This window comes from Paenirhodobacter sp. YD-8 (assembly GCF_056590935.1).
This window is the reverse complement of the sequence record NZ_CM152649.1, coordinates 2,836,425-2,853,953: the sequence shown is the minus strand read 5'-3', so window position 1 is coordinate 2,853,953 and position 17,529 is coordinate 2,836,425. Positions and strand designations below refer to the sequence as shown.

General features: G+C 68.0%; 17 protein-coding genes. 11 read left to right on the top strand and 6 right to left on the bottom strand.

What is annotated here, in order from left to right; translation table 11 throughout:
* The first annotated feature begins 50 nt into the window (after positions 1-50).
* From AC0QTQ_RS13845 to AC0QTQ_RS13805, 9 genes are all read left to right on the top strand, one after another.
* On the top strand, positions 51-1,004 hold the full coding sequence (locus AC0QTQ_RS13845) for a LysR family transcriptional regulator (RefSeq protein ID WP_121534453.1): 954 nt from the start codon (positions 51-53) through the stop codon (positions 1,002-1,004).
* A 158-nt stretch (positions 1,005-1,162) separates the two neighbouring features.
* Entirely contained in the window at positions 1,163-3,226 is a 2,064-nt protein-coding gene (locus tag AC0QTQ_RS13840) for an oxidoreductase (protein WP_480257059.1), read from the top strand.
* Positions 3,227-3,287: 61 nt separating this feature from the next.
* On the top strand, positions 3,288-4,361 hold the full coding sequence (locus tag AC0QTQ_RS13835; protein WP_480257058.1) for an ABC transporter ATP-binding protein: 1,074 nt from the start codon (positions 3,288-3,290) through the stop codon (positions 4,359-4,361).
* Positions 4,358-5,221 carry an ABC transporter permease gene (locus AC0QTQ_RS13830; RefSeq protein WP_480257057.1) on the top strand — a complete coding sequence of 288 codons (864 nt, stop codon included), beginning with the start codon at positions 4,358-4,360 and terminating at the stop codon, positions 5,219-5,221. The genes AC0QTQ_RS13835 and AC0QTQ_RS13830 overlap by 4 nt, the downstream gene beginning before the upstream one ends.
* Positions 5,218-6,018 (top strand): ABC transporter permease, encoded by an 801-nt coding sequence (locus tag AC0QTQ_RS13825; protein WP_480257056.1) that lies wholly within the window; start codon positions 5,218-5,220, stop codon positions 6,016-6,018. The genes AC0QTQ_RS13830 and AC0QTQ_RS13825 overlap by 4 nt, the downstream gene beginning before the upstream one ends.
* Before the next feature lie 36 nt (positions 6,019-6,054).
* Positions 6,055-7,074 (top strand): extracellular solute-binding protein, encoded by a 1,020-nt coding sequence (locus AC0QTQ_RS13820; protein WP_480257055.1) that lies wholly within the window; start codon positions 6,055-6,057, stop codon positions 7,072-7,074.
* Positions 7,075-7,129: 55 nt separating this feature from the next.
* A complete protein-coding gene (locus tag AC0QTQ_RS13815) occupies positions 7,130-8,782 on the top strand; it encodes an amidohydrolase (RefSeq protein WP_480257054.1) in 1,653 nt (550 codons plus the stop codon).
* Positions 8,776-9,873: an acetylornithine deacetylase gene (gene argE / locus AC0QTQ_RS13810; RefSeq protein ID WP_480257053.1), complete on the top strand. Its 1,098-nt coding sequence runs from the start codon at positions 8,776-8,778 to the stop codon at positions 9,871-9,873. Before AC0QTQ_RS13815 ends, argE begins: the two co-directional genes overlap by 7 nt.
* A gap of 74 nt (positions 9,874-9,947) precedes the next feature.
* Positions 9,948-10,283, top strand: coding sequence for a hypothetical protein (locus AC0QTQ_RS13805; protein ID WP_480257052.1), 336 nt, complete (start codon positions 9,948-9,950; stop codon positions 10,281-10,283).
* A 43-nt stretch (positions 10,284-10,326) separates the two neighbouring features.
* Here AC0QTQ_RS13805 and AC0QTQ_RS13800 read toward each other — a convergent pair whose 3' ends face one another.
* Genes AC0QTQ_RS13800 through glnT form a run of 4 tightly spaced genes read right to left on the bottom strand, consistent with a single transcriptional unit; the run spans position 10,327 to position 14,649 of the window.
* A complete protein-coding gene (locus AC0QTQ_RS13800) occupies positions 10,327-11,658 on the bottom strand; it encodes an FMN-binding glutamate synthase family protein (RefSeq protein WP_480257051.1) in 1,332 nt (443 codons plus the stop codon).
* Positions 11,658-12,347, bottom strand: coding sequence for a protein GlxC (locus tag AC0QTQ_RS13795; RefSeq protein ID WP_480257050.1), 690 nt, complete (start codon positions 12,345-12,347; stop codon positions 11,658-11,660). Before AC0QTQ_RS13795 ends, AC0QTQ_RS13800 begins: the two co-directional genes overlap by 1 nt.
* Positions 12,347-13,240 (bottom strand): class II glutamine amidotransferase, encoded by an 894-nt coding sequence (locus AC0QTQ_RS13790; protein WP_480257049.1) that lies wholly within the window; start codon positions 13,238-13,240, stop codon positions 12,347-12,349. Before AC0QTQ_RS13790 ends, AC0QTQ_RS13795 begins: the two co-directional genes overlap by 1 nt.
* Before the next feature lie 11 nt (positions 13,241-13,251).
* Positions 13,252-14,649 (bottom strand): type III glutamate--ammonia ligase, encoded by a 1,398-nt coding sequence (gene glnT / locus AC0QTQ_RS13785; protein ID WP_480257048.1) that lies wholly within the window; start codon positions 14,647-14,649, stop codon positions 13,252-13,254.
* A gap of 162 nt (positions 14,650-14,811) precedes the next feature.
* On the opposite strand from glnT, the gene AC0QTQ_RS13780 reads away from it, so the two are divergent.
* Entirely contained in the window at positions 14,812-16,161 is a 1,350-nt protein-coding gene (locus AC0QTQ_RS13780; protein ID WP_480257047.1) for an NAD(P)/FAD-dependent oxidoreductase, read from the top strand.
* A gap of 19 nt (positions 16,162-16,180) precedes the next feature.
* Positions 16,181-16,570, top strand: coding sequence for a RidA family protein (locus AC0QTQ_RS13775; RefSeq protein WP_480257046.1), 390 nt, complete (start codon positions 16,181-16,183; stop codon positions 16,568-16,570).
* A gap of 17 nt (positions 16,571-16,587) precedes the next feature.
* Here AC0QTQ_RS13775 and AC0QTQ_RS13770 read toward each other — a convergent pair whose 3' ends face one another.
* Both AC0QTQ_RS13770 and AC0QTQ_RS13765 read right to left on the bottom strand, forming a co-directional pair.
* On the bottom strand, positions 16,588-17,229 hold the full coding sequence (locus AC0QTQ_RS13770) for a helix-turn-helix domain-containing protein (protein WP_480257045.1): 642 nt from the start codon (positions 17,227-17,229) through the stop codon (positions 16,588-16,590).
* A 109-nt stretch (positions 17,230-17,338) separates the two neighbouring features.
* Positions 17,339-17,518, bottom strand: coding sequence for a hypothetical protein (locus AC0QTQ_RS13765; RefSeq protein WP_480257044.1), 180 nt, complete (start codon positions 17,516-17,518; stop codon positions 17,339-17,341).
* Positions 17,519-17,529: the final 11 nt, after the last annotated feature.

The window sequence follows — 17,529 nt, the reverse complement described above, 5'->3', positions numbered from 1 at the left end:
GATCAGCTTGCGTTAGGAAAAACCTGACGCAAGACAACCGGGGATAAGCCGTGCCCTTACGCATCACGCTGCGACAGCTCGAATATTTCGTCGCCGTGGGCGAGTGCGGCTCGATCGCGCTCGCCGCCGAGAAGGTGAATGTCTCTTCGCCCTCGATCTCCTCGGCGATCTCGCAGCTCGAGGCGGAATTCGGGCTGCAGCTGTTCATCCGCCGCCATGCACATGGGCTGTCGCTCACGCAGGGCGGTGCGCGCTTCATGGATCTGGCGCGCGAAGTGCTTGAAAAGGCTGGCGCTCTCAACGATCTCGCGAATGACATCACCGGCAAGGTGCGCGGGCCGCTGAACATCGGCTGCCTTGTGTCCTTCGCGCAGATCGTGCTGCCGCAACTGCGCCGCAGCTTCGTCGACACCTACCCGGAGGTCGAGTTCCACCAGTTCGAGCGCGACCAGCAGGAGCTGTTCGACGCCTTGCGCTCGGCCAAGCTCGATATCGCGCTGACCTATGACCTGAACGTGCCTCCGGACCTCGATTTCGTGCCGCTGATCGGCTTGCCGCCCTTCGCGCTTCTGCACGAGACGCACGAGCTTGCCCATCTCGAGGCGGTGTCGCCGGCCGAGCTGTCCGACTATCCGATGGTGCTGCTCGACCTGCCGATGAGCTCGGATTACTTCCTGTCCTTCTTCACCGCGCTCGGCATCACGCCGATGATTGCGGAACGCACCCGCGACATCGCGGTGATGCGCTCGATGGTGGCGAACGGCTTCGGCTACGGTCTGGCGAATGTGCGCCCGATCACCGAACTTGCCCCGGACGGGCGGCGGCTGCGGTTCATCCCGCTGACGGGGCCCGTGCGCACGCTCAAGCTGGGTCTGATGATGAGCGAGGGGGCGCAGAATTCGCGCACCGTGCGCGCCTTCATCGACCATGCCCGGGCCGAGATCACGCCCTTGCGCGCGCCGGGGCTGCAGGTCCAGGCAAAGGGCGTGCGGCGCGACTTCTGACGCTTTCGCCAACTGCACATTATGCGTGCACTTCGCCACGGAATTAAGTGATTAGGCGCAGCCTAAGTCAGGCTTCCGGAAGGTGTAATTTACTTGGGCGCCCCGGCGCCGGATCGTCGCCTCAGCCCGGCCAGACCTGCGGCCGGCAAGGAGACGACGTGCGAAACCCAGCCTATGACATCCTGTTCGAGCCCGCGAAGATCGGGCCCCTGACCGCGAAGAACCGCTTCTATCAGGTTCCGCATTGCAATGGCGGCGGCTATCGCGACCCCTCTGCCGCCGCCGCGATGCGCGGGATCAAGGCCGAGGGCGGCTGGGGCGTGATCTTCACCGAGCAGACCGAGATGCACCACACCTCGGAAATCACCCCCTTCATCGAGCTGCGGCTGTGGGACGATGCCGACATTCCGGCGCTGAACCGGATGTCGGACGCGATGAAGACGCGCGGCGCGCTCGCCGGCATCCAGCTTGCCTATTCCGGCATCAACGGCCCGAACCTCTATACCAAGGAAGTGCCGCTCGCTCCCTCGGCGCTGCCCATTCGCACCTTCACCAACGACCCGGTGCAGGCGCGCGCGATGGACAAGACCGACATCAGGAACCTCCGCCGCTGGTTCGTGAATGCGGCCAAGCGCTCGAAACTCGCGGGCTTCGATCTGATCTGCCTTTACGGTGCGCATGGCTTCGGCATCTTCCAGCATTTCCTGTCGCGTGCGACGAACCAGCGGTCTGACGAATACGGTGGCAGCCTCGAGAACCGGGCGCGGTTCGTCAACGAGGTGATCGCCGACATGCGCGACGCGGTCGGCGACACGATGGGGATCACCCTGCGGGTGAGCCTCGACGAGCATATCGGCGCGCTCGGCTTCTCGAACGCCGAGCTGCGCGAATTCATCGAGATGAACGCCGATCTGCCCGACCTGTGGGATCTGGCGCAGGGCACCTGGGAGGATTGCTCGGGTCCCTCCCGCTTCAAGGAAGAGGCGGCGCAGGAGGTGCTGGTGACCGGCATCCGCGAGCTCACCTCGCGCCCCGTCGTCGGCGTCGGCCGTTTCACCTCGCCCGACGTGATGGCGCGGCTGGTGCGGCAGGGCGTGCTCGATTTCATCGGCTGCGCGCGGCCCTCGATTGCCGATCCCTTCCTGCCGAAGAAGATCGAGGAAGGCCGGATCGAGGACATCCGCGAATGCATCGGCTGCAACATCTGCATCACCGGCGACATGACGATGAGCATCAGCCGCTGCACGCAGAACCCGACCTTCATGGAAGAATGGCGCAAGGGCTGGCACCCGGAAAAGATGAACGCCAAGGGCGAAAGCTCGAACGTTCTGATCGTCGGCGCCGGGCCGGCGGGGCTCGAGGCGGCCCGCGCGCTTTCCTTGCGCGGCTATGACGTGGCCTTGGCCGAGGCCGGCACGGAACTCGGCGGCCGCGTCGCGCGTGAACGCAAGCTGCCCGGCCTCTCGGCCTGGGGCCGGGTCGCGGATTATCGCGCCTATCAGCTGAGCCAGCGCCCGAACGTCGAGACCTATTTCGACAGCCGTCTGAGCGCGCAGGAGATCCTCGATTTCGGCTTCGAGAATGTCTGCATCGCGGCCGGGGCGCATTGGCGCGCCGATGGCGTCGCGCGCCAGCATGTCGTGCCGATGCCCGCCGATCCGGCGATGCCGGTCTTCACGCCGGATGACATCATGGCCGGGCGCCTGCCGAAGGGCGCGGTCGTGGTCTTCGACGATGACCACTACTACATGGGCGGGGTGATGGCCGAGCTGCTGGCGAAGGCCGGCTGCACCGTCACCCTTGTCACCCCCTCGGCCTATGTCTCGGACTGGACGCTGAACACGCTCGAACAGGGGGCGATCCATCGCCGGCTGGTGGAGAACGGCGTGAAGATCACGCTGAACACCGGCATCGCGGCGCTGCATGCGGAGGGCGTCGAGACCGAATGCGTCTACACCGGCGCGACGGCGCGGCTTGGCTGCGACGCGGTCGTCATGGTCGCCTCGCGGATCTCGGACGACGCGCTCTATCACGACCTTCTGGCGCGGCAGGGCGACTGGGCCGATGCCGGCATCCGCTCGGTCAAGGTGATCGGCGACGCCTGCGCGCCGGGGCCGATCGCCTGGGCGACCTATGCCGGGCACCGCTATGCGCGCGAGCTTGACCAGCCCGACATCGGCGATGCGCTGCCGTTCCGCCGCGAGGTCACGCAACTCGCATGAATGCGTCCGGCGCCGAGGGGGAGGGCGGCGCCGGCCCCGAAGAGCAACAGGGAGCTCAGCCATGACACGCGGAAAAGCGGTCGAAGTCTTCAACGTCACCAAGCGCTTCGGCGATTATCTGGCCCTCGATCAGGTCAGCTTCACGATCCACGAGAACGAGTTCTTCACGCTCCTTGGCCCCTCGGGCTGCGGCAAGACCACGCTGTTGCGGATGATCGCGGGCTTCGAGACCCCGAGCGAGGGGGCGATCAGCCTGTTCGGCACCGAAATCGCGACGCTGCCGCCGCACAAGCGCCATGTGAACACGGTATTCCAGAGCTATGCGCTGTTTCCGCACATGACGCTCGAGCAGAACATCGCCTTCGGGCTCGAGAACCTCGGCTGGGACACGGCGCGGCGGCAGGCGCGGGTGGCCGAGATGCTCGAGATGGTGCACATGACGCCCTTCGCGCGCCGCCGCCCGGCGCAGCTTTCGGGGGGGCAGCGTCAGCGCATCGCGCTCGCCCGTGCGCTCGCGCCCGAACCCAAGGTTCTGCTGCTCGACGAGCCGCTTTCGGCGCTCGATCTCAAGCTGCGCCAGGCGATGCGCGACGAGCTGCGCGAGTTGCAGCGCATGACCGGCATCACCTTCATCTTCGTCACCCATGATCAGGACGAGGCGCTCGACATGTCCGACCGGATCTGCGTGCTGGGCAAGGGCCAGATCCAGCAGATCGGCACGCCGTCCGAGATCTACGAGGAACCCGAAAACCGCTTCGTCGCGGATTTCATCGGCGAGACGAATTTCCTCGAGGCCGAGGTGATCGCGGTCGAGGGCGCGACGGCGCGCGTGCGCACCGCCTTCGGCTTCGAGATCACCACCTTCCAGAAGGGGCTGACCGGGCCGGGCAGGGCGACGCTGTCGCTGCGCCCCGAGAAGATCGGAATGGAGGACCAGGCGGCGGGCAATCTGCTGACCGGCACCGTCTCGGCGAAGAACTACATGGGCGGCTATACCCATTACACCGTCGACACGCCGGCGGGCGTGCTGCGGGTGTCGCGGCGCAACGCGGTGAGCCAGGCGCAGAGCTACGAGATCGGTCGCGAGGTCCGCCTTGGCTTTCGCGACGACAGCGCGCGGGTGCTGGCGCAATGAGGGGGTTCCGCTTCTGGGGCCTTGTCCCCGCCTGGGGGCTGATGGTGGCGACGCTGATGGTGCCGCTCGTCATCGTCGCCCTCGTCTCGGTGGCCGAGCGCGGCGCCTATGGCGGGTTCGCCTGGGCCTTCACGCTCGAGCCCTACAAGGAGATCCTGTTCTCCGAGGACTGGGACGGCAACCTCGTCTTCGATCCGAAATATCTGGCGATTATCGGCCGCACGCTGGCGCTTGCCGCCGCGACCACGGTGATCTGCATGACGTTGGCGCTGCCCGTCGCCTATGTCATCGCCACCCGCACGCCGCGGATGAAGGCGGCGCTGATCTATCTGGTGACCCTGCCGTTCTGGGTGTCGATGATCGTGCGGGTCTATGCCTGGCTCATCATCCTCGGCAATGACGGTGTCGTCGGCCGGGCCTGGGCGGCGCTTGGCGGGGAGGGGACGCTGCTCTTCACCTCGGGCGCGATGCTGGTGGGCATGGTCTACAGCTATATCCCGCTGATGGTGCTGCCGGTCTTTGCCGCGATCGAGAAACTGGACCCGGCGCTGCTCGAAGCCGGCGCCGACCTCTACGCCAGCCGCTGGACCACGGCGCGGCGGGTGATCCTGCCGCTGACCTGGCCCGGACTTGCCGCGGGGGCGATCCTCGTCTTCGTGCCGGCACTTGGCACCGTGCTCGAGCCGATGCTGCTGGGCGGTGGCAAGCAGATGATGATGGGCACGCTGATCCAGTCGCAATTCGGCGGCGCGCGCAACTGGCCCTTCGGCGCGGCGGTGGCGCTTGTCCTGATGGCGATGGTGGTGCTGGTGCTGATCGCGAATGCACGGCGCGCGATGCGCAAGGAGGCCCGGGCATGAGCACGCAGCATGACGTCCGCCATTACCCCGGGGCGGGGCTCGTCACCTGGGCCTTCTTCCTGTGGCTTTACGCGCCGATCGCGGTGGTGATCTGGTTTTCCTTCAACGAGAACCGCCTCGTCTCGGTCTGGAGCGGCTTCTCGACGAAATGGTATGCCGCGGCGCTGGAAAACGATGCGCTGCTTGGCGCGCTGCGCACCTCGCTCACCGTGGCCGTCACCGCGACGGTGGTGGCGACGCTGGTCGCGCTCTCGGCTGCGATGGTGCTGACCCGCCATGCGGATCTCAAGTTCCGCCGGCTGTCCGAGACGGTGGTGAACCTGCCGCTGCTGCTGCCCGAGATTGTCATCGCCGTCGCCTCGCTGATCCTGTTCTCGCAGATCGGCTTCACCAACGGGCTGGCGCGGCTGATCGTGGCGCATTCGGCCTTCTGCACGCCCTTCGCCTTCCTGCCGATCCGGGCGCGCCTTGCCGGCATGAGCGCGGATTACGAGGAGGCGGCGCAGGACCTCTACGCCGCGCCCTTCACCGCCTTTCGCCGGGTCACGTTCCCGCTCATCCTTCCCGGCGTCTTTGCCGGCGCGATGCTCGCCTTCGTGATCTCGATGGATGATTTCATCACCTCGAACATGCTCAACACCGGCGGCACCACGACGCTGCCCGTCTATATCTTCAGCCTGATCAAGAAGGGCACGACGCCCGAACTGAACGCGATCTCGACCCTTCTGATCCTCGCCTCCCTCATCATCGCGACGCTGGCCCTGGCCCTTTCGGCCCGGGCGATGCGGCGCGGCTGATCGTCAGAAGAAAAGACCCAACAGGAGAGACCACTCATGAAAACGAAACTGATCCTCGGCGCCGCGCTTGGCCTTGTGCTGGCGGCTCCGGCCTTCGCGGGCGGCACGCTCAACCTCTACACCTGGTCCGACTCGATCTCGCCCGACCTGATCAAGAAGTTCGAGGAAAAGACCGGCATCACCGTGAATGTCGACGGCTTCAACTCGAACGAGGACGCGCTGACCAAGCTGCAGGCGGGCTCGTCGGGCTATGACGTCGTCACCCCCTCGCAGCACTTCGTGAAGATCATGATCGAGCAGGGGCTGCTCGAGGACATCGACGCCAAGGACATGCCGGCCTTCGCCCAGGTCGACGATAAGTGGAAGAACCAGTGGTGGGACCCGACGAGCGAATACTCGATCCCGCTCGCCTATGGCACCGCGGGCTTCACCGTGAACCGCGACCTCTACAAGGGGCCGGTCGACAGCTGGTCGGTGTTCTTCACCCCGGGCGCCGAGCTGAAGGGCAAGATCGCCGATCTCGCCGCGCCCGACGAGGTGGTGGGCGCGGCCGAGCTGTTCCTGGGCGTGCCCTTCTGCTCGGAGGACAAGGCCGAGATGAAGAAGGTCTACGAGCTGCTGAAGGCGCAAAAGCCCGACGTCGCCGCCTATTCCTCGGACAATATCGAGAACCGCATCGGCTCGGGCGAGGTCGCGGCGCATTTCTGGTGGGACGGCAATTCGCTGAAGACCCGCCGCGACGGTGCGAACATCGAATACGCGATGCCGAAGGAAGGGCTTGTCGGCTGGCTCGACAGCTTCGTCGTGCCGAAGGGCGCGGCCAATGTCGACGCGGCGAAGGCGTTCATCGACTTCATGTCGGAAGAGGAGAACGCGACGGTGCAGTATAACTACTACGCCCATTCCTCGCCGGTGAAGATCGATCTCGCGAAGGCCGATTACACCCCCGAGAACGCGCCCGAGCTGTTCCCGACGGTGCCGGTGACCTTCTCGCAGGCCTGCTCGCCCGCAGCGCAGGATCTGGTGACCAAGGTCTGGAGCGACCTGCTGAAGTGACGCATGCCCCCCGGCCGGCGCCGTGCCGGCCGGGGGTTCCCTCAGGACAGACCCGATGACCCCGACGATCGAGATCGACGACGTGCGCGACATCTTCACCGATGCGCCCCTTTCCCTGCGCCTTGAAGGGGGCCGCATCGCCTGGATCGGCGCGCCCGGCACAGTGCCCGGGGGGCCGCCGCCCACGCGGCGGATCGCGGCCGGCGGGCGGCGGATCGCGCCGGGGTTCTGCGAAAGCCACCTGCATCTTTTCTGGGGCGGCGCGACGCTGTCGCAGCTGAACCTGCTCGGCATCGAGGGGGCCGCGGCCGTGGGGCAGGCGATTGCCGGCTTTGCGGCGGCAAACCCCGCGGTGCCGCTGCTTGTCGCCTATTCGGCGAATTACGAGCTTCTGGGCCCCGGCACGCGCCCCGACCGGCATGCGCTCGATGCGCTGTGCCCCGCGCGGCCGCTTCTGGTGCTGGCCGTCGACGGTCATGCCGCCTGGGCGAACACCGCGGCGCTCGCGGCCGCCGGGCTGATGACCGATGTGCCCGCGCTCGAGGGGGCCGAGGTCGTGCGCGGCGCCGATGGCCGGCCGAATGGCGAGCTGCGCGAAGGCGCGGCGATGGCGCTGGTGCTGCGGATGTCCGTGAATGGCGGGCGTGACGGGCTGGCGATGGCGGGCGACGAACCCGACAGGGTGACGCCCGAGGAGCGCGCCGCCGACAAGGCGACGCTGGCGGCGGCGCTTGCCGCCTGCGCCGCCCATGGCATCACCACCGCGGTGAACATGGACGGCAACCTCTACCTTGCCGATCTGCTGGCCGAGATGGAGGGCGAGGGCGCGCTGCCGATCCGCGTCTCGACCGCGATGCGGCTCTCGCCCGCCCATGACGAGGCCCGCATCGCCGCACTGATCGCGGCTGCGGCGCGGCCGGCGCAGGGCAAGCTCGGCTTTGGCCGGATCAAGATGTTCCTCGATGGCGTCTTCGACACCTGGACCGCCTATCGCACCGACGATTACCCGGGCCGGCCCGGCTTTCGCAGCGAACCGTTGTTCAGCCCGGAACGCTTCAACGCGCTCTGCATCGCGGCCGATGCGCGCGGCCTGCAGATCCAGGTGCATTGCGTGGGTGACGGCGCCGTGCGCATGGCGCTTGACGGCTATGCCGCGGCACGGGCCGCGAACGGGCCGCGCGACGCCCGCCACCGGATCGAGCATATCGACATGCTGCACCCCGACGACTTGGCGCGGCTGCGCGACCTCGGCGTGATCGCCTCGATGCAGCCGGTGCACCCGCCGGGCTCGAGCGGGTTGCCGCTGGAACCCACGATCTCGATCATGGGGCGTGCGCGGTGGAAGGACACCTTTCCCTGGGCGGCGATTGCCGGGGCGGGCGTGCCGCTTGCCTTCGGCACCGACTGGCCGACGGCGCCGCTCTCGCCCTTCAACGCGATCCATGCGGCGCTGTCGCGCGCGCCCTGGGCCGCGGATGTGCCCGATCAGCGCCTGTCGTTCGAGGCGGTGATGGCCGCCTATACCGCGGGCGGGGCGCAGGCGCTGTTCGCCGAGGCGGGCCGCGGCCGGCTCGCGCCCGGGATGGCGGCCGATCTTGTCCTTCTCGAGGGCGATCCGCGTGCGTTGCGCGAGGATGCCGGTGCCTGCCGCGCCGCGCTGACGATCTGCGCGGGCGAGATCGTGCACGAGGAGAAACCGTCATGCTGACCCGGATCGAGGAAATCCTCGCCACACTCGTCGCCTTCCCGACCGTCTCGGCGCGCTCGAACCTTGCGCTGATCGACTGGGTCGAGGCCTTCCTGACCGGGGCGGGTTTCGCCGTCACCCGCATCGCCGCCCGGGACGAACCGAAGGCCGGGTTGCTCGCCCGTTTCGGCGCGGGCGAGGGCGGCACGCTGTTCTCGGCCCATACCGATGTCGTCCCGGTCGAGGGGCAGCGCTGGAGCGTCGAGCCCTTCGCGCTGACCGAGCGCGGCGATCGCCTGCACGGCCGCGGCACGACCGACATGAAGGGCTTCATCGCCTGCGTGCTGGCGCTGGCCGAGACCCTGCGCGCCGCGCCGCCCGCGCGCCCGGTGCGCATCGCGCTGAGCTGGGACGAGGAACTCGGCTGTCGCGGCATTCCGCAGATGATCGACCGGGTGATCCCCACCCTCGGCCGGCCCGATCTGTGCGTGGTGGGCGAGCCGACCCTGATGCGGCTCGGCCTTGGCCACAAGGGCAAGGCGAGCTACCGCGCCACCTGCCACGGCGAGGCCGGCCATTCCGCGATGGCGCCGCGCTTCACCAATGCGCTGCATCTGGCGGCGGACCTGATCGGTGCGATCAGGGCGGAACAGGCGCGGCTGACGCGCGAGGGGGCGCAGGACGCGGCCTATGACGTGGCCAGCTCGACCGTTCACGCCGGTATCCTGCGCGGCGGCGTCGCGCTGAACATCGTGCCCGACCATGCCGAGGTCGAGTTCGAGATCCGTCACTTGGCCGCCGAAAGCGCCGAAGAGATCCTGTCGCGGATCGCCGCGGGCCTGCCCGCGGGCATCGAGATCGCGCAGACCGGCGCCTATCCCGGGCTCGACACCGACCCGGCCGTGCCGGCGATCGCGCGGTTTGCCGCGCTTCTGCCCGAGGCCGCGCCGGTCAAGGTCTCCTACGGCACCGAGGCGGGCTTCTTCGCGGCGCTCGGCCTGCCCACCGTCGTGTGCGGCCCGGGCACGATGGACGACGGCCACCAGCCCGACGAGTCGATCGCCCGCAGCCAGCTTGCGCTCTGCGCCGAGGTTCTGGCGCGCGCCATTTGACTTCGCGCGGTTCCCGGTCTGATATCCGGGCCGGACCGCGGGCCGGGGCCCCGGCGCATTTTCAGGAGACGCCCATGCCGAATGTGAAACTCTATGTCGACGAGGCGCTCTGGCCCGCGCACAAGCCGGCGCTGATCGCGGCGCTGCCCGAGCTGCGCGCGCTGCTGTGCCGCGATCTTGCCGTGCCGCCGGCCGCCTGTCAGGTGGTGATCGTGCCGGTCTGGGGGCTGGCCGATCAGGCGGCGGTGAACATCGAGCTGATGATCCTGCCGCGGCCCGAGCGCACGGCCGAGAAGCTGCGCGCCCTTGGCGGCGAGTTGCGCGCCCTGATCGGGCCGGTGGCGGGGGGCGCTTCGGTCGCCGTGCGCTTTGCCAGCCTCGATCCCGAGACCTACGTCGCGCTGAAGTGAGATTGCGGACGGGGCGGGGGATGACCCCCGCGCCCCGCCGGTTTCAGAAGCCTGTGCGCCCCGGGATCCAGCCGGTGCCGGCCAGCGGCACCTGCGCCATCGCCGCCGCCTCGAGGGTCAGCGCGCACAGATCCTCGGGCTCGAGGTTGTGCACATGGCTCTTGCCGCAGGCGCGCGCGATCGTCTGCGCCTCGAGGGTCAGCACCGAGAGGTAATTCGCCAGCCGCCGCCCCGCCGCGACCGGGTCGAGCCGCGCCGCAAGCGCCGGATCCTGCGTGGTGATGCCCGCCGGGTCGCGGCCCTCGTGCCAGTCGTCATAGGCGCCGGCAGTCGCGCCGAGCGCCTGATACTCGGCCTCCCACTGCGGGTCGTTGTCGCCAAGCGCCACCATTGCCGCGGTGCCGATCGAGACCGCATCGGCACCAAGGGCGAGGGCCTTGGCCACATCGGCGCCATTGCGGATGCCGCCCGAGACGATCAGCTGCACCTTGCGGTGCATGCCCAGATCCTGCAGCGCCTGCACCGCGGGGCGAATGGCCGACAGGATCGGGATGCCGACATGTTCGATGAACACGTCCTGCGTCGCCGCGGTGCCGCCCTGCATGCCGTCGAGCACGATCACATCGGCGCCGGTCTTCACCGCCAGCGCGGTGTCGTAATAGGGCCGGCTCGCGCCGATCTTCAGATAGATCGGCTTCTCCCAATCGGTGATCTCGCGCAGCTCGAGGATCTTCAGCTCAAGGTCATCGGCCCCGGTCCAGTCCGGATGCCGGCAGGCCGAGCGCTGGTCGATCCCCTTCGGCAGCGAGCGCATCTCGGCCACCCGGTCCGAGATCTTCTGGCCAAGCAGCATGCCTCCGCCGCCGGGCTTGGCGCCCTGACCGACCACGATCTCGATCGCATCGGCCTTCTTCAGGTCCTGCAGGTTCATCCCGTAGCGGCTCGGAAGGTATTGATAGACGAGCGTCTTCGACTGGCCGCGTTCCTCGGGCGTCATGCCCCCGTCGCCCGTCGTGGTCGAGGTGCCGGCGATCGAGGCGCCGCGACCCAAGGCCTCCTTCGCCGGGCCCGAGAGCGCGCCGAAGGACATGCCGGCGATGGTGATCGGGATCTTCAGCTCAATGGGCTTCTTCGCGAAACGCGTGCCGAGCACGACATCGGTGCCGCATTTCTCGCGATAGCCCTCGAGCGGATAGCGGCTCATCGAGGCGCCGAGGAACAGCAGATCGTCGAAATGCGGCACCTTGCGCTTGGTGCCGCCGCCGCGGATGTCATAGATGCCGGTGGCCGCCGCGCGGCGGATTTCCGACAAGGTGTAATCGTCGAAGGTCGCCGATTTGCGCGGCAGGGTGTGGAAGGGCGATTGCTCGGTCATCAGTAGGCTCCGGCGTTGTCGACGTGGAAGTTGTAAAGCGAGCGGGCCGAGCCGTAGCGGGTGAACTCGCCCACATCGATCCGGCCGGCCTCGCCCGCGGCCTTGAGCAGGTCGTAAAGCTCGGCGCGGTGCTCGTCGCGCATCTCCTTGGCGATGCAGTCGGCGCCAAGGCTGGCGACCGGGCCGCGCACGTAAAGATGCGCCTCGTAGAGGCTGTCGCCCAGGCTTTCGCCCGCCTCGCCGAACACCACCATGCGCCCGGTCTGGGCCATGAAGCCCGACAGGTGCCCGATATCGCCCTTCACGACGATGTCGATGCCCTTCATCGAGATCCCGCAGCGCGCCGAGGCATTGCCCTCAATCAGAAGAAGCCCGCCGCGGCCGGTGGCGCCGGCCGACTGGCTCGCGTCGCCCTTCACATGGATCAGGCCAGATTCCATGTTCTCACCGACGCCTTGTCCGGCATTGCCCTCGATGGTGATGCGCGCCTGCCGGCACATGCCGCCGCAGAAATAGCCCACCGGCCCGTCGATGGTGATCTCGACATCGGCATCGACGCCGACGGCGATCGAATGCTCGCCATTCGGGTTCAGCACGCGGAAGGCCTCGTTCGTGCCGGCAAGCGGCAGCCGGTGCAGCGCCGCGTTCAGATCGCGCAGCGGTGTGGTTTCAAGGTCGAAAGAGGTCATCAGGCATGCTCCCAGAAGTAGGATTGGGCAGGTTTCGGTTCCCAGACCCGGGCGGTCTTGATGCCCGGAAGACAGGTCAGGCTCTTGTATTCCGAGGCGAAGGCGACATAGCGCTCGGTCTCGGCCATCACCGCGGGCTTGCACGCGATCGGGTCGCGCAGCACGCCGAACCCGTCCTCGGTGCCGATCACGAAGGTGAAGAAGCCGTCGAGATCGCCGAGGCTGTCCTCGAGCGCCTGGCCAAGTGACTTGCCGGCGCGCAATTCCCGGCTGATGTAGCCCGCCGCGACCTCGCTGTCGTTTTGCGTGCGGATGCGGATGCCGTCAGCCAGCAACTCGCGCCGCAGCGAGGCGTGGTTCGACAGCGAGCCGTTGTGCACGAGGCACTGATCCGCGCCGGTCGAGAACGGATGCGCGCCGTCGGTCGTCACCGCGCTTTCGGTCGCCATCCGGGTATGCGCGATGCCATGCGTGCCCGCCATCGCCGGGATGCCGAATTTTTCCGCGACATCATCGGGATAGCCGACTTCCTTGAAGATCTCGAGGCGGGCGCCCTTCGACACCAGCGCCACGCCCGGATGCGCCTCGATCCAGCTTTCGGCGATCTCGACCTTCTCGCGCGGCACGAACAGCACCGCATGGGTCCAGTGCCGCTCGACGGGCACTTCGTTGCCGATCGCGGCGCCCAGCTCGGCCGCCAGCGCGGCGAAGTCGGTGGCCTCGGTGCCCTGCACGGTGATCTTGATCGCGCCGGGGCGTTCGGCGCCATAGATCGCGAAGCCCGCCGAATCCGGGCCGCGGCCGCACAGCGTCGAGGTCATCTTGGCCAGCAGCGCGCCCAATTGCGGCTCAAGCGCCTTGTCCTTGAGGAAGAGTCCAGCAATTCCACACATGGGAAGTCCTTTCAGAAGAAGCTCAGATAGCGGTTCAGTTCCCAGTCCGAGACGTGGCGGTGGTAGGCGTCCCACTCGGCCTGCTTGATCCGGGTGAATTCGGCGATCAGCGGCTCGCCGAGGGTTTCGGCGAACAGGCTGTCGGCGCGCAGGGCGCGCAGCGCGGCGGCGAGCGATTGCGGCAGGATGTCGATCCCCATCGCCGCCACCTCCTCCGCGCTCAGCTCGTAGAAGTTGACGTTGTGCGGCGCGCCGGGGTCGAGCCTGCGCGCGATGCCGTCGAGACCCGCGGCGATCAGCGCGGCGGTGGCGAGATAGGGGTTCATCGCGCTGTCGCCCACCCGCAGCTCGAGCCGACCGCCCGGCACCCGCACCATCGCGGTGCGGTTGTTGTCGCCATAGGTGGTGAAGACCGGCGCCCAGTTCGTGCCCGAGGCGTCGTTGCCGATCACCAGCCGCTTGTAGCTGTTCACCGTCGGGCACAAGAGCGCGGTCAGCGCCGGCGCATGGGCCAGCACCCCGCCGAGGAAGTGATAGGCCATCTCGCTCAGATCGAGGCCCGAGGGATCGGCCTTGTCCTCGAAGAGGTTGCGCCCCGTGGCATCGGCGATCGAGAAATGGATGTGCATGCCGTTGCCGGTGGCGCGGGCGAAGGGTTTCGGCATGAAGGAACAGATCGCCCCGGCCTGATGCGCGATCTCGCTCGCCGCCATCTTGAAGAAGGTGACCTGATCGGCGGTGGTCAGCGCGTCGGCATAGCGGAAGTTGATCTCGTATTGCCCGTTCGCGTCCTCGTGGTCGATCTGGTAGACGTCGATCCCCACCGCCTCGAGGCTGGCGACCAGCTCGTTCAGCACGCCGCGCGCCCGCATCAGCCCGCGGTAGTCATAGGCGGCCTTCTCGAGCGTGTCGGTGCCGTCGAAGGGCCGGATCGCGCCGGTCTCGTCGCGCTTGAGCAGCATGAATTCGGGTTCGAGCCCGGTGTTCAGGGTCAGCCCCATTTCCGCAAGCCGCGCCACCTGTGCGGCCAGCACGTTGCGGGTGTCGAAGACATGCTCGGCATCATCGACCAGCCCGGTGCCGAACAGCGAGGCATAGCCCGCGATCCAGGGCGTCAGCCGCAGCGTCGAGAGGTCGGCGCGCATCATGTATTCGGAATGATGCGGCTTCATCCCCGAGCCCCAGAAGCCCGCCCCGGCAAAGCCCGCGCCGTCTTCGAGCACGTCGTGCAGATGGCCCACCGGCACCGCCTTCGCCTTCGCCACGCCGTGGATGTCGACGAATTGCGCCAGCACCTGCTGCACGCCCTGTGCCTTCAGCCAGGCCTCGGCCGTGGCGGGGGTCAGCCCCGCCGGCGTGGCCAGCGCCCCGGGCCCGGGCGCCTGCGTTCCTTCGGCGATTGCCGCCATGATTCTCTCCTTGCTGGGTTGGGTTTTTCTTGGCGCCGCAGTGCAGCGCATGGCGGCAAGGGATAAATCATGATTGCGTATGGTGCAAGAAATTTGTATTATGTGCAAATCAACAGCGCGAGGCCGCAAGGCCGGCGCGCGATTTCCGATGGAGACGACACCATGCCCGAGGCGCCCCCCGCCGTTCCTGCGCCCACGCTTTCCGATCTTGCGACGGGCGCGGTGCGCGCCGGTCTGACGATGCGCCCGTGGTGGTGGGAGGGCTTCGCGCCCGAGCCGGCGGTGGCACTGCCCGCGGGCCCGGTCGATGTCGCGATCGTGGGGTCTGGCTTCACCGGGCTGGTCGCGGCGCTGACGCTGGTGCGGGCCGGGCGCTCGGTCGTGGTGCTCGAGGCCGGTCGGCCGGGCTTTGGCGCCTCGACCCGCAACGGCGGCCAGATCGGCTCGGGCAACCAGAAGTTCCGGGTGAAGACGCTGATCGCGATGAAGGGGCAGGCGAAGGCCGAGGCGCTGCTGCGCGAGGGCGTCGCGATGCTCGACCATATCGAGGCGCTGATCCGCGACGAGGGGATCGCCTGTCATTTCACCCGCTGCGGCCGGTTCCGCGGCGCGATGCGGCCCGCGCATTACGAGGCGATGGCGCGCGACATGGAGGATCTGCAGCGCCATGCGGGCGTCGCCTCGTTCATGGTGCCGCGCGCCGAGCAGCACCGCGAGATCGCCTCTGACCGCTTCTTCGGCGGCTCCGTCCTGCCTGACGATGCCGCGCTTCATCCCGGGCTCTATCACGCCGGGCTGCTGGCGCGGGTGCGCGCGGCGGGGGGCGTGGTCGCGGGGGCGGCCGAGGTGGTGGCGATCAATTCGGAACATCCGGGCTTCACGCTGGTCACACCGCGCGGGCGGGTCGCGGCGCGCGAGGTGATCGTGGCGACGAACGGCTATACCCAGCATTTCGACCGCTACACGCAGCGCCGCATCGTGCCGGTCGGCTCGGCGCTGATCGCGACCGGGGCGCTGCCGCCCGGGCGGCTTGCGGCGCTGCTGCCGGGCGGGCGGATGTATGGCAACACCGCGCGGGTGTTTTCCTATTTCCGCGCCGCCCCCGATGCGCCGCGGCTGATCTGGGGCGGGCGGATCGGGCACAACGCGGCGCAGACCGATCCGCGCGCCTATGCCCACCTCGCGCGCGACCTGCTGGAAACCTTCCCGCAGATGGCCGACGCGCCGGTCAGCCACGCCTGGTCGGGCCGGATCGGCTATACCTTCGACGAATTCCCGCATCTGGGCCGCACGCCCGCCGGCATCCATTACGCCATGGGCTATTGCGGCACCGGCGTGTCGCGGGCGAGCTGGTTCGGCCGCAAGATCGCGTTGCAGCTGATCGGCGACCCGGCCGGCGCCTCGGAATTCAGCGAGATGCGCTTCCCCTCGCACCCCTTCGCCGCCGTCGCGCCGCTGACCGTGCCGGTCTTCGAGCGCTGGTATGGCCTGCGCGACCGTTTCGATTTCTGACCATCCAAGGGAGTTCCGGATGACCGACCAAACCGACCGCCAGCTGATTTCCTCGGGCGGCGCCTTCGAAGCCGTCTATGGCTATTCGCGCGCCGTCGCCCAGGGGGACTGGGTGCATGTCTCGGGCACCTGCGCGCCCGCGGGGCACGAGAGAAGCGACACCTACACCCAGGCGAAGGCCGCGCTCGAGATCATCGGCCGGGCGCTTGCGGAAGCCGGCAGCAGCTTTGGCGACACCGTGCGCACCACCGTCTTCCTGCGCGACATCTTCGACGCCGAGGAGGTCGCCCGCGCCCATGCCGAGACCTTCGGCACGGTGCGCCCGGCCTCGACGCTGGTGCAGGTGAGCGCGATGATGCGGCCCTGGCAGAAGGTGGAGATCGAGCTCACCGCGCAGCGGCGCGGCTGAAACAGGCTGCGCCGGGGTTACTCGGCGTAGATGATCATCGAGATGAACTTCACCTTCTCGCAATGCAGCTCGGCCGGGCCATGCTCGACCTCGCCCGAGAAGGTGAAGGCATCGCCTGGCTTCAGCGTGAAGCGCTTCTCGCCGAACTGATACTCCATCTCACCCTCGAGCATGAAGATGAACTCGGTGCCCGGATGGGCGAAGCGCGGATAGCTTTCGCTGTCCTTGTCCATCTCGATCAGGAACGGCTCGAAGATCTTCTGCGGGCCGCGGTGATAGGACAGCAGCTTGTAGGTGTGACCGTGCTTGGTGCCGGTGCGCACCACCTCGAGCTGGTCCTCGGCGCGGATCAGCTGCGCCTCGCCCTTCTTGCTTTCGACCTCGGAGAAGAGCGCCGAGATCGACTGGCCAAGCGCGCCGCAGATCCGTTCCAGCACCTCGAGGCTGGCGCTCGCCTGACCGTTCTCGATCCGGCTGAGCATCGCGGCCGACATCTCCGCCCCCGCCGCGACATCGGCCAGCGTCAGCTTGAGCGAAAGCCGCTTGCGCCGGATCGCGGTGCCGATGCGCAGGTCGATCGGCACATGCGCCTGCTCGGTGCGGCGTTCGGGTGCGGGATCGCTGGGGGAGGGTGCGCGCGGTTTGGCGGCTTTCGGCATCGGGAATTCCTGTTTCGTCGAATGCACGATTGTGGCGCCATGGCGCGGGAATGGAAAGACGTTGTCGCAAGAATGGGCCGCGGGCGGCGATCGCCCGCGGCGGTGTCACTCAGAGCTTGGCGTTCCGGGCGGCCTCGTAGGCGTGGCGCTCGTGGCGCCAGCCCAGCACGACCGCGACCAGCACGCAGCCATAGGCGGCGGCAAGCCAGAGCCATTCGGCATTGCCGTAGCCGGCGAAGATCGGGCCGGTGATGCCGTCCCAGGATTTGGCGATGAACGGTGCTTCCATGGCAGATGTCC